The sequence below is a fragment of the Streptomyces sp. SCUT-3 genome, assembly GCF_014083985.1.
Taxonomy (GTDB): Bacteria; Actinomycetota; Actinomycetes; order Streptomycetales; family Streptomycetaceae; genus Streptomyces_H; species Streptomyces_H thermolineatus.
Genome location: NZ_CP046907.1, coordinates 374,588 through 386,620, shown reverse-complemented (window position 1 = coordinate 386,620; position 12,033 = coordinate 374,588). Strand labels below are relative to the sequence as shown.

Genomic DNA, 12,033 nt, shown 5'->3' with positions numbered 1-12,033 from the left:
GGGAGGGCGCTCGGTACGGACCGGGTACGGACCGGGCGTGTTCCGCGGGCTGTGCCCGCGCACCGGACGGGTTCAGCGCAGGGACGCCATCCACGCCTCCACGTCGTCAGCGCTGCGCGGCAGGCCCGACGACAGGCACACGGCCCCGTCGGCCGTGACGACGAAGTCGTCCTCGATCCGCACCCCGATGCCGCGCAGTTCCTCGGGCACCGTCAGGTCGTCGGGCTGGAAGTACAGGCCGGGCTCGACGGTGAGGACGTGTCCGGCCTCGAGCACACCGTCCAGGTAGGTCTCGCGGCGGGCACCGGCGCAGTCGTGGCAGTCCAGACCGAGCATGTGGCCCGTTCCGCACACGGTGTACCGGCGGTACAGCTCGGACACGGGGGTCGAGGCCGTGCTGCCGTGCGGCCGCAGGCCCCAGGCGTCGAGGCCCTCGGCGATTACGCGCATCGCGGCGTCGTGGAAGCCGCCGTACCGGGCGCCGGGGCGCAGCGCGGCGATCCCCGCCGACTGGGCGGCGAACACCAGGTCGTAGACGCGCCGTTGGACGTCGCCGAAGCGTCCGCCGACCGGCAGTGTCCGGGTGACGTCCCCGGTGTAGAAGGAGTCGGCCTCGACGCCCGCGTCCAGCAGGAGCAGGTCTCCCTCCCGGACCGGGCCGTCGTTGCGCGTCCAGTGCAGGACGCAGGCGTGCGCCCCGGCCGCCGCGATGGTCTCGAAGCCCAGGCCGTAACCGCCCAGCCGGGCACGCCGGTTGAAGGTGCCCTCGATCCACCGCTCTCCCCGCGCGAGGCGCGTGGCACGGGGCAGTTCGCCGACGACGTCGTGGAACCCGGCGACCGTGCAGTCCACGGCCGCGCGCAGCTGGTCGATCTCCCACTCGTCCTTGACCAGCCGCAACTCCGACAGGAAGGAGAGCAGTTCGGCGTCGGCCCGGGGCGAGGGCGGCACCAGCGCGTCGACGTGCGCGTCCTCGCCCCGCAGGACCCGGGTCGGGACGTTCCCGCCGAGGGCCCTTTCCAGGTCGTCGCGCGCGGCGGCCTCGACGCCCAGGGCGTCCGCGGTCTCGGCGAGCGTGCGGCGCCGGCCGGTCCAGAACTCGCCGTGCTGCCGGTCGCTGTGGAACTCCGCACCGTTCGGGCCGCCGTCGCGCGGCGACCGCGGCCGGGTGAACAGGGTCGCCGCGTGCCCGGTCCCGGTGGGTTCGAGGACGAGGACGGAGTCGGGGACGGCCTGCGTCCCCTGCTCGGCGGTGAGATGGACGAACGCGGAGTGCGGCCGGAACGCGTAGTCGAAGTCGTTGCTCCTGACCTTCAGCCCGCCGGACGGGACGACGATCCGCTCGCCGGGGAACCGTTCGGACAACGCCGAGCGCCGCCCGGCCGCCCACGCCGCCCCCGGCACGGGCGGCAGCCTCGGGCCCGTGTCCGCCCACCCGCCCCGGAAGGGGCCGGCCTCCGCGGCCGGTGCGTCGCGGTCGTCCTCGCCCGCACCGCGCGGGCCGCCCTGTTCTTCCATCGCATGACTCCCTGAGTGTCGTGGTCGGCCGCGCCCCGGCGCGGACCGCGGTGCACCGCAGTCGGCCGCACCTCGTGGTGCGGCCGGCCCCTGGCCGGTCCCGTCCCGCGGGGCGGGACCGGCGAGAAGACGTCAGCCGCGCAGCCGGGTCATCCAGGCCTCCACCTCGTCCGCGGTCCGCGGCAGGCCGGCCGAGAGGTTCTCGTTGCCCTCCTCGGTGACCAGGAGGTCGTCCTCGATCCGCACGCCGATCCCGCGGTACTCCTCCGGGACGGTCAGGTCGTCGGACTGGAAGTAGAGGCCCGGCTCGACGGTGAGCACCATGCCCGCCTCCAGCGTTCCGTCCACGTACATCCCGGTCCGGGCCTTCGCGCAGTCGTGGACGTCCAGGCCGAGCATGTGGCCGGTGCCGGCCAGGCTCCAGCGGCGCTGCAGCCCGAGCTCCCAGGCCTCGTCCGCCGAACGGTCCCCGAACAGGCCCCAGGCGGCCAGGTGCTCGGCCAGGACCCGCTGGGCGGCGTCGTGGAAGTCCCGGTACGCGGCGCCCGGCTTGACCGCGGCGATGCCGGCCTCCTGCGCCGCGTGCACCGCCTCGTAGACCCTGCGCTGGACCGGGGTGAAGCGGCCGTCGACGGGCAGGGTGCGGGTGACGTCGGCGGTGTAGAGGTTGCGGGTCTCCACGCCGGCGTCGAGCAGCAGGAGGTCGCCGGGGCGGGCCTCGCCGTCGTTGCGGACCCAGTGCAGGGTCGTGGCGTGGGGCCCCGCCGCGCAGATCGACGCGTAGCCGACGTCGTTGCCCTCGATCCGTGCGCGGGTGAAGAACGTGCCCTCCACGAGGCGCTCGGGCGTCGGCGTGTCGGTGCCCAGGGTGCGGACGACGTCCTCGAAGCCGCGCACGGTGGCCTCGCAGGCGAAGCGCAGGTCGGCGATCTCGAACTCGTCCTTGACCAGGCGCATCCCGGAGAGGAACGAGCGGAACTCGTCGTCGTGCCCGGCCGTCGCCGTCCCGGCGAGGGCGGCGTCGACGCCTGCGTCGTGGCCGCGCAGCAGGCGGACCGGGCCGGCGGCCGCGGCGAGCCGGTCGGCGAGCGTGCGCACGTCGCGGCAGGGCAGGCCCAGGAGCTGCTCGTTCTCCTCGAGGCTGTTGCGGCGGCCGTCCCAGAGCTCGCCGTGGTAGTCGAGCCAGAACTCGCCGTTCTCGCGGTCGGACCGCGGGAGCAGGTAGAGGGTCGCCCGGTGCCCGTCGCGCCCGTCGTGCCCGGCGGGCTCCAGGACGAGCACGGCGTCCTGGGACTGGTCACCGGTCAGGTAGACGTAGTCCGAGGAGGGCCGGAAGGGGTAGTTCGTGTCGTTGGCGCGGACCTTCGCGTTGCCGGCCGGGACCACCAGCAGCTCCCCGGGGAAGCGGGCGGACAGCGCCTCCCGGCGGCGCGCGGCGTACTCCGCCTGCGCGACCGGTTCGAGGCCGCGGCGCTCGGTGTCCGCCCAGCCCCGCTTCATGTTCTCGGCGAGCTCGGCACTCACCCGCCCGTACAGGCCGTTCTTCCGCTGCCTGTTCTCGTCCGCCTCCGCGGTCACCGCCGCCTCCTGGGTCGAATCGGTCATGGACGTACCTCCTTGCGCATTGCGCTCTTCTCGCACGGGCCGCCCCGTACGGACCGTCTCGCGCGGACCGGTGCGCACGGTCCGCGTCACGTCCCCGGGAACCGCGGCGTCACGGTGCCGGGAACAGGATCGACAGCAGCCTCGTCCCGGCGGGGGTCACCGACCAGCGCGCGGAATCCACCGGGACGCCGTCGTCCTGGGCGCCGCCCGGCGAACCGCCGTCGGCCGGACCGGGTGCCGCCGCCACGGGAAGAACCGCCCAGCAGCGCTTTCCGGACGCGGTGGGTTCAGCACCCCGGAGCAGGCAGAGGGCATCGACGAGGGCGAGGCCGCGCCCGCGCTCGTCGCCGGCCTCCGCCTCACGGGGCTGCGGTAACGCCGGGCTGCCGTCGAGGACTCCGACGACGAGGAGACCCTGCTCCAGGGCCACCTCGACGGTCATGGGACCGTCCGCGTGCAGAAGGCCGTTGGTGAGCAGTTCCGAAACCACCAGTTCCAGACGGGGGAACATGTCGCCGTCGCACGGCACGCCCCACGACCTCACCGCCGCGGAGACACGGTGACGGGCGCTGCGAACCGCGGCCGCCGTCGCTTCGACGGTGAAGCCGACCCGGGTGTGAGGCATGGTGTCCCTCCTCGGTGACGAGGCGTTTCGGCGTTCACCGGACGCCACGGCCAATGCGGCGCACGATCACCCCTTGCGGCGGGCGACGCGCCACGGGGATGCCGGGGTCGCAGGGAGCGGACCCGCTCCACCTCGGCGGAACGGGCCGCGAAGTGGAGATTTCCACGGCCGGCTCCTCCGGGACAACGGGTCGGGGCATAGGAGAACGAGCGGGCCGGGCATAACACGCGGCGGCACCGGCCGGGCCGACGGGACGTACGGCTCCGGCGGCCGGCTCCGGCGGCCGGTACCGCCGAGTGCCGTGCCCGCCGGACCGCGCGCATAATGAGTGCCGTTTCTGCCGCCCAGCGAGGTGTGGGGATGGAACTGGAGCTGCGCCACCTGCGAGTGGTGTGCGCGATCGCCGACTTCGGGAGCGTCGGACGGGCGGCGGCCGCACTGGGGTTCACCCAGCCCGCGATGAGCACGCAGCTGCGCCGGATCGAGCGGCTGCTCGGCGACGGGCTGTTCGTGCGCAGCGGCACGGGCATGGAGCTGACCGCCTACGGGGCGCAGGTCGTCAGCCAGGCCCGCGACATCCTGGCCCGTGCCGACGCACTCGGGCGGGGGAGCACGGGCCGCCCGGCCGCGGCGGCCGGCCCGCTCCGGCTCGGCGTCACCAACACACCGGTGGTGCCTGCGCTGCTGGACGCCCTCGGCCGGGCCTGCCCGGACCTCGAGGTCTCCGTCTGCAGCGTGTACGCCACCGGCGAACTCCTCGCGCTCCTGGAGGCCGGTGAACTCGACGCCGCGCTGGGCGTCGACTACCCCGGGCTTCCGGTGCGGCACTCCTCCGCCCTGGCGCACCGCGCCCTCAGCACCGTCCCGGTCTTCGTGGCGCTGGGGGCCGGCCACCCGCTGGCACACCGCGCCGAGGTCCCGCTGGAGGAGCTGTCCGAGGAGACCTGGTTCGTCACCTCCGACGACGGGGCGGGGTGGCCCGGCGCCTTCTACGACGCCTGCCGGGCCGCGGGATTCCTGCCCGCCCGCACGCACGAGTTCCACGTGCTCGACCAGCTGCAGTCGATGATCGCCAAGGGCCTCGGGGTGACCGCCGTCCAGCCCACCGTGCGCCCCGCCGAAGGGGTCCTGGTCAAGCCGCTGGCCGGGGACCCCCTCTGGCAGCGGTACCTGCTCGTCTGGCGCCGGGAGGCCGTCGGGGCGCCCGTGGTCGAGGTCCTGCACCACCACGCCGCCCGCGCCCACCGCGACCTGCTGGCCCGCGCCCCGCACCTCCAGAGGTGGGCGGCCCGCGCCTTCACGACCGCCCGCCCGCCGGGCGAGTTCGGAACGGTGCCCCCGGGACCGGGCTGACCGGGGCCCGCGGCCGCCCGGGGTTTGCGCGGTCGGGCGCGGGCGGGCAGGGTACGGGTGTGGCCACCCTGCTGATCGTGCATCACACCCCCTCGCCCAACTGCCGGGCGATGTTCGAGTCCGTCGTCTCCGGCGCGACCGCGCCCGGGATCGAAGGGGTGCACGTGGTGCGGCGGGCGGCCCTCGCCGCCACCGCGAGCGACGTCCTGGAGGCCGACGGGTACCTGCTGGGCACCCCGGCGAACCTCGGCTACATGTCCGGGGCGCTGAAGCACTTCTTCGACCAGGTCTACTACCCCTGCCTGGACTCCACCCGCGGCCGGCCCTTCGGCTGCTTCGTGCACGGCGGCAACGACGTCACCGGCGCGCTGCGCGGCATCGACGCCGTCACCACCGGCCTCGGCTGGCGCCGCGTGGCCGAGCCGGTGACGGTCACCGGGGAACCGGGCAGGGCGGACCTGGAGGCGTGCTGGGAGCTGGGGGCCACGGTGGCCGCGTCCCTGACGGACCCGGCCGGCTGAGTACCGACCGGCGGCCGGAGCCTGCGCGTGGGGCCTTTGCCCGACCCGGAGCGTCCACGCGGACGTGCCCCGGTCCCGAGTTGCGGCCGAACGCCCGGCAGGGCCGAACTTCGATGCGGTCGTCACCGTGCCGCGGACCGGCGCGAGGTGCCGGTCGGGCGGCTTCCAGCCGTTGCCCCGTCCGTACGCCTCCGCGTTGCCGGAGCGGGGCCCGCCGTCCTCGTGTGCGCGGCGGACCGCGGTGAGCAGGACTGTCGGTGGGTGTCCCTAGTCTTTCGATCAACGTCACAGCGGGGCGGCCCGGTCCGGGTCGCCCGGACGGCCTGTGCCGTTTCCGAACGGTGGGAGAGGCGAAGACCCCATGGGTTGGCTGGCAGCGGGCGACACCTACGAAGTCGCTCTGGTGGACGGCAGGGTGGTGGCCCGGCCGACGTCGGCGCAGTCCCCGGCCGGGCAGGGACGCGGACAGGAGCCGAACCTGCCCGCGGAGATACGCGACCGTCCCGAAGTGATCGAACTCCAGCGGTTCGCCGAGTGGCTGGACCGGCACGCCTCGGAGTGCGCGGCGCAGGTCACCACCTGGATGGTGTCCTCGCTGCCGGTGCCCACCGGCCTGCTGGCCCGGGTCTGGCCCGACGAGGCGTGGCGGGCGGCGCTGCGCGACGTCGTGGTGGTCGGTGACGGCCCCGGCGGGGCCGGCTTCCTGCGCGACGTCGGCGAGTCCGGCGAACTGCATGTGGTGAACCCGGACGGCGGGACCGTCCGCCTGGCCCCCCGGACGGTCACCCTCCCCCACCCCGTCCTCCTCCCGGACCTGGAGAAGCTGCGCCTCCTCGCCGACGGGCTGGGCGTGGTGCAGGGCGTCGAGCAGATCCACCGCACCACCTGGCACAAGCCCGCCGGAATCGACATGGCCGCCCACTCGGTCGGCGAATTCGCCGGCGCCGAGTACCGCTGGTGGTCCCACCTCGCCTCCCGCGCCGCGTCCCTCGGTTACAAGGCCTCCGGCAAGAGCGTCACGAACCGGGTCCGGGAGGCCGGGCGCACGGTCACCGCCTCGGTCGCCCTCAGCACCCCCTACCCCGAGGAACGGGCCTGGACCGGCGACCTCACCTGGATCGACGAGGCACAGCAGCGGCCGCTCCCGCTGACCGAGGTCGGCCCCGTCGCCTGGTCCGAAGGCATGCGCATGGCTGCGGCCCTGCACGCCGGCCGCCCCGTCACCGAGGACGGCGGCCGGTGAACGGCGCGGCGGAACCCACACCCACGAAAGGCACGCGAGCATGAGCGACGGGGCGACACACGACGGGGCGACACACGACGGTGCGGCTCACGACGGGGCGGACGGGGCGACGGAGCAGGTGGCGGAGCTGCTGCGGGCCGGCGCGGTCCTGCCACCGGGCACCGCCGGGGGAGGGGACCGGGCCGTGCCCGTGTTCACCCAGGCCTACCGTCACCCGGGCCTGGACGGGCGGATCGTCGTACGCCTGATCGCGGAGGACCGCACGGGCGACCCGCGATCCGGCTTCCTCGGCCTGGTGCCCGAGGGCGAGCCGGTGGAGGTCGGGGTCGGGCAGCACCGGGCCCTCGGCTTCCCCGAGTGGATCCTGGCCCGTCACCCGCGGACGGCCACCTGGCCATGTCCCTCGTCGAGGAGATGGACGAGGTCGCGCGGACGGTGAGATCCCGGCCGAAGAAGGCCCGCGCCGCCTACGAGTCGATCGGTGAACGGCTCGCGGGCTCCGTACCGCACTTCCTGCCGACCTTCTACGAGCAGGCGGGCCGGGTGTTCCTGGCCGCCGGTGAACAGTCCTACGCGTCCCTGATGTTCGTCAACGCGCGCAAGGCCGAGACGGCGTACGCGCTGCCGTTCGACGAGGCCCGCACGGACGCCGTCTTCCTGGAGTTCGCCCTCGCCGGCGCCGTGCCGGCGAAGGTCCTCTCCGGCTACGCCAAGGGGCTGTCCTCCCGGGTCCCGGCCGCGACGGCGTTCCGGCACCTGCGAGGGCTCTTCGTCCGGCTGGCCGCGCACGGAGTGCCCCCGTCCGGCCCCGGCGCCGGCGACCTGCGCAGACTGGCGAAGGCGGCCGCGGGCAAGAACGCGCAGGCGGAGGAGACGGCCTACCTGCGCGAGATGCTGGCGCTGCCCGGCACGGTCGAGGCGCCGCCCGGCTGGTGGAAGGCCCACCGGCAGGCCCTCCTGCGGCTGGCCCGGCAGGAACCCGCCGTCCGGGGCACCCTGCTGCGGCTGCTGCCCACGGGCTGGGAACCGGCGGAGCTGGGCCAGTGGTTCGACCTGCTGGAGCAGACGGGGGCCGCGGCCGGACTGTGCGACGTCACGCTGCCCGCGGAGGAGCGTGCCCCCGACGGTGCGGCCGGATGGCTGCGCAGAGTCTGCGGACTGTGCGCAGCCGACTGCAACCGCACCGCCCCGGCGGAGCTGTACCCGCTCGTCGACCGCATGGCCGGCGCGCTGCGCACCGAACTCGAAGCGGCCGGAGACATGCTGCCTCCCCCGGTCGGTGACGTGAACCTGCTCGACCAGCTGCTGTCCCTGGGCGTACCGGTGGCCCGGCCCCACCCCTGCCAGAGCCTCGGCCTCTACGCATGGGCCTGCGCCGAGCAGCGGCGTGATCTCGTCGCGCTGGAGGCCGACGGCCGCTTCCAGCAGGCGTTCCAGGAAGGCTGTCCGACCTGGGAACGGGACAAGCGGACCCTCGTCCTACTGGCCCGGTCCCCCGGCGGGCGGCCGATGCTCGCGGCATGGGCGGGTGAGGTGTGCCGGAGCCACCTCGACAGCGCACTCCCCGGGGTCCCCGGCGCGCTGACAGTGCTGTCCTCCCTGCCGGGCGAGGTACTGGCGGTCGCCGAGGACGAGGTCCGGGAGGCACTGTCCGTCGGGCTCGCACCCGCTCTCGTCCGTGCCCTGCGCACCGGCATCCTCGACGAGCTGGGCTGGCCCGCCTGGGACGAGGCCATCGAGGCCATGGCACCGCACGACGCGGCCACGCAGATCCACGTCGCCGAGGCCTGGCCCCATCTCGTCGTCCTGGACCGCGAACAGATGCGGGTGATCGGCGCAGAGGGCACGCTCCTCACCCACAGGACACGCCTCCCGGCCGAAGTCGTCAGGGAATCCTGGAACAGCGTCGACTGCCACTACGTGGACGGCGAGTTGTTCGTCTGGTGGCAGTCCTACCGGTCCGGCATGCAGGGCTACTGGCACCACACCTCGGACGCTCCGCCGAAACCGGTCGACCACCGCTTCGGTTCCTGCGTCACCACGGTGGACGGGCGCCTGGGACGCGGCGGCGACATGGCCCCGGTCTCGCTTCCGCTGCCCGGCGGCGGCCGCACCACCGGCCACGGCGTGCTGCGCCGGGGGGACACCGTCGTCCCGCTGCGGCGGAAGGTCCTGGGCGACGGGACGTCGTACTGGGTGCAGGACCACGAGGGCGATTCCCTGATCTGGCGGGCCTACGACCCGGTCGGCGACACGACTGGCGCACCCGGAGCCCCCGAATGGATCGGCGGAGCCCTGGCCGGCGCGCCGGAGGGCAGCCGGCTGGAGACCGCCTGGCTGCATCCCGCCCCCTCGGCCGCGGAGGGGCCGGTGTGCGGTCCGGTGGACGGCGTGCTCGGCTGGCGGGTGGTCAGGCTGCCCGACGGCTCGCTGCGGGGCGAGGACCTGTCCGGACGCTCGGTCGTCGTGCCGTACGACACGGAAGAGCTCCCGCGCCACGCCCTGAGGTTCCCCGGCACCGACCGGCTCCTCGCGGTGACCTGGAAGCACGGCAACGTCAAACTGGTCGACCCGGCCGGCGCGGTGGTCGCCGAAGTCCGTGACGACCACGGCTCGGGAGCCTTCACCGCAGGCACCCCGCTGATGCCGCCCCTGCGCTACTGGCACCTGCTCCGGACCCGCGACCCCGAGGGCTCCGCGGCGCTCCGCCGGATCGGCGAGGACACCGCGGCGGCGCTTCTGGCCGCGGCCGTGGAGGAGGAGCCGCGGGACACCGGGAACCAGGACGGGCCGGGCACGGAGCCGGCCGCGCGGCCCGCGGAGCAGGTGCCCGCCCTGGTGCGCACCCTGCTGCCGCAGGTCGGCCACGAGGCGCTGCGCGCCGGCATCGCCGGGGTGGTGCGGTTCGCCGCCGAGCAGCAGCGCACCCTGGACGCCGTGCGCGCCCGGCTCGACGCCGCGACCGCCGTCGCCGTCCCGGACGAGCCGCGGCCCAAGGCGGGCGACAGCCTGCTCGAGGCGGCGCTGAACGGCGTCGGCCTGACCGGGCGAGACTCCGGGGGGAGGTACCACGACTGCTTCTACCGGCTCTTCGAACTGCCGGGCCTGATCGGCCGGTCCATGCGGGGCGAGGGGCGGTCGGTTCCCGCAGAGCGGACCCACGCCGAGCTGGAGAAGCAGTGGTCGCTGGAGTCCCTGGACCTCCTGGCGCTGCCCGTGCTGCCCGAGATACTGGCCCTGCGGGCCGGCTCGGAAGCCGTCGTGGAGGAGCACCGGCAGGCGCTGGACGCGTTCCTCGCGGAGTGCGACGCGCAGAACCTCACGGACCTGAACCCGGACCACTGGCGGTGCGTCCGGCTGCGGCTGGACGCGAGCCTGTTCGAGGGGCCCGACGCGGTGCAGGGGTACACGGACGACACCGTGCTGAACCTCGACGGCGGCGCCTTCCTCGTCTTCCCCCACCGGTCGTACTCCTTCCTCGCCGATTTGCACGTGGACGAACCCACGGGCAAGCACTGCGGAGCGCTCTTCCACGACCCGTCCGGCCGCTTCGAGGCCCCCGCTCCCTCCACGCTGCTCGCCGAGCGGCCGTTCGTGCCGGAGACGGCACGGCCGGCCGGCTGGGTGGCGAGGTTCCGCGCCGAGCTCGCCGAGCGCGGCCCGGCGCCCTGGTTCCCGGCGGCCGCCGAGGAGTTCGCGCGGCTCACCGGTGTCACCCCGACCATGGCGCGGCTAGTCGTCGCGGGCCTGCCCAGGATCGACGACCAGCGGGAGGCGGTGCCCTCCGCGACGCTGAGGACGATCGGGGTGAAGCCGGCCGACGCGCGGGTGGCCAAGGAGGAGCTGAAGTCCCTCGACGCGGCCGCCCGGCAGGCCGTCGTGGCGGCCCTGCTTCCCGCCGAGCCGTCCCGGCTGTGGACCCACGGTCCCGACGCCGCCCGCGCCGCGGAGGTCTGGAACGAGCGGCTGGGCCGGCGCACCCCCCTACCCGAGGAGATCCTCCACGACGCGGTCCTCTCCGTGGCGTCCCCGGGGCTGGCACCGGCCGCGACACTGCGGGTCTTCCTCGACCCGGCCGCCGCGGCCGGGCTGACCTCGGACCTGACCTGGAAGTTCGGTTATCGCTGCCTGGAACCGGTCGAGCAGGCACCCGGCTTCGACGGCGCCGTCCTCAAGGGCTCGGTGGCCCTGGCAGCCCGGCTCGCCCACCGTCTCCCCTCCGGCGACCCGGTCCGCGCCGTCCTGCCCGGAGTGCTGGGCGCGCTGCGCGACCGGCTCGCCCACCCCGGCCTGCTGATCGGTCTCGACCGCGAGTCGACCGACTGGGAGGCGTACCGGAAGGCCGCCGGGGACCCCACGGAGACCGGCGACGGCTTCGTGCGGTACGGCGCGGTCGTGCTGGGCACCGGGACCCTCCCCCCGTTCCCCGCCGTCCGGCCCGCGCTGCTGGACGCGGCCGGAACCGACCCGCACCTGACGGCGGTGTCCGCCGGCGAACGCCCGAACGCCGTGGAGACGGCGCTGCGCCTGGTCCACGCCCGGACGTTCGCCGAACTGCTCGCCGACCCCGGGGACCCGGTGGCGGGCGGGCGCGACGCGGACGGCCTCTGGTGGCCGCAGGACCCCGCCCGGTCCGTGCCCGACCTGGTCACAGAGGTGGCCGGGCGGCACGGCACCGGTGAGGACGCCGCCGTCCTCTACCTGATGCTGCTCGCCATGCCGGACCCCACCGACCGCAACACCGCCCGCTGGACCGGCTGGGGCGAGCGGCGCGGCGGAACGGCGAGACTGCGGGCCGCCCGCGCCGAGCTCGCCGCCGGTGGCCTCGTCGTCGAGGGCAGCCGCCCCAGGGCCGGACGCTCGCTGTTCCTGCCCGGCGGCTGGACCCGGCTCCCCAACCCCCATCTGCCGCTGGAGCAGTGGAAACTGCCGATGTACGACCTGGTCGAGGGCGGGGATCCCGTCCTGGGCGTCGTGGCGCCCCTCCGCCCCGTCGCCGAGCTCTACCGCGAGGCCTGGCAGCGGGTCCTGGACGGGGACGGACCGCAGCCGAGGGAGATGGAGGTGCCGCGACCGCGCGAGCGCCGTCGCTGAGCTCCGCCGAGGGCGGGGGTGGCCGTCGCGTACGGCCGCCCCCGCCCGACGGCCTCCCCGGGCCCGTGACCGCA

At 75.0% G+C, this 12,033-nt stretch carries 8 protein-coding genes; 5 read left to right on the top strand and 3 right to left on the bottom strand.

All coding sequences use genetic code 11. The features are described 5' to 3' along the window. Positions 1-72 precede the first annotated feature (72 nt). The 3 genes from GQS52_RS01795 to GQS52_RS01785 all read right to left on the bottom strand — a co-directional run bounded on the left by GQS52_RS01795 (position 73) and on the right by GQS52_RS01785 (position 3,748). On the bottom strand, positions 73-1,518 hold the full coding sequence (locus tag GQS52_RS01795) for an aminopeptidase P family protein (RefSeq protein WP_182311348.1): 1,446 nt from the start codon (positions 1,516-1,518) through the stop codon (positions 73-75). 132 nt (positions 1,519-1,650) lie between these two features. Beyond that, positions 1,651-3,123, bottom strand: a complete 1,473-nt coding sequence (locus GQS52_RS01790; protein WP_182311347.1) for an aminopeptidase P family protein — start codon at positions 3,121-3,123, stop codon at positions 1,651-1,653. Positions 3,124-3,232: 109 nt separating this feature from the next. Next, positions 3,233-3,748, bottom strand: coding sequence for an ATP-binding protein (locus GQS52_RS01785; protein WP_182311346.1), 516 nt, complete (start codon positions 3,746-3,748; stop codon positions 3,233-3,235). Positions 3,749-4,108: 360 nt separating this feature from the next. Here GQS52_RS01785 and GQS52_RS01780 point away from each other — a divergent pair, with 360 nt between their 5' ends. The 5 genes from GQS52_RS01780 to GQS52_RS01765 all read left to right on the top strand — a co-directional run bounded on the left by GQS52_RS01780 (position 4,109) and on the right by GQS52_RS01765 (position 11,959). Then, complete coding sequence (locus GQS52_RS01780) at positions 4,109-5,101, top strand: LysR family transcriptional regulator (RefSeq protein WP_182311345.1); 993 nt, start codon at positions 4,109-4,111, stop codon at positions 5,099-5,101. Positions 5,102-5,160: 59 nt separating this feature from the next. Continuing rightward, entirely contained in the window at positions 5,161-5,622 is a 462-nt protein-coding gene (locus GQS52_RS01775; protein ID WP_182311344.1) for an NAD(P)H-dependent oxidoreductase, read from the top strand. A 361-nt stretch (positions 5,623-5,983) separates the two neighbouring features. Next, complete coding sequence (locus GQS52_RS01770; protein WP_182311343.1) at positions 5,984-6,865, top strand: DUF4132 domain-containing protein; 882 nt, start codon at positions 5,984-5,986, stop codon at positions 6,863-6,865. A gap of 40 nt (positions 6,866-6,905) precedes the next feature. Further along, positions 6,906-7,304: a hypothetical protein gene (locus GQS52_RS28320; protein ID WP_346268213.1), complete on the top strand. Its 399-nt coding sequence runs from the start codon at positions 6,906-6,908 to the stop codon at positions 7,302-7,304. Then, positions 7,223-11,959 carry a DNA-binding protein gene (locus tag GQS52_RS01765; protein ID WP_346268212.1) on the top strand — a complete coding sequence of 1,579 codons (4,737 nt, stop codon included), beginning with the start codon at positions 7,223-7,225 and terminating at the stop codon, positions 11,957-11,959. The genes GQS52_RS28320 and GQS52_RS01765 overlap by 82 nt, the downstream gene beginning before the upstream one ends. The last annotated feature ends 74 nt before the right edge of the window (positions 11,960-12,033 follow it).

What these genes read in the sequence shown, in the direction of transcription:
- GQS52_RS01785 (WP_182311346.1), bottom strand. Translation starts at nt 3,748, where the DNA reads ATGCCTCACACCCGGGTCGGCTTCACCGTCGAAGCGACGGCGGCCGCG.
- GQS52_RS01795 (WP_182311348.1), bottom strand. Translation starts at nt 1,518, where the DNA reads ATGGAAGAACAGGGCGGCCCGCGCGGTGCGGGCGAGGACGACCGCGAC.
- GQS52_RS28320 (WP_346268213.1), top strand. Translation starts at nt 6,906, where the DNA reads ATGAGCGACGGGGCGACACACGACGGGGCGACACACGACGGTGCGGCT.
- GQS52_RS01780 (WP_182311345.1), top strand. Translation starts at nt 4,109, where the DNA reads ATGGAACTGGAGCTGCGCCACCTGCGAGTGGTGTGCGCGATCGCCGAC.
- GQS52_RS01770 (WP_182311343.1), top strand. Translation starts at nt 5,984, where the DNA reads ATGGGTTGGCTGGCAGCGGGCGACACCTACGAAGTCGCTCTGGTGGAC.
- GQS52_RS01790 (WP_182311347.1), bottom strand. Translation starts at nt 3,123, where the DNA reads ATGACCGATTCGACCCAGGAGGCGGCGGTGACCGCGGAGGCGGACGAG.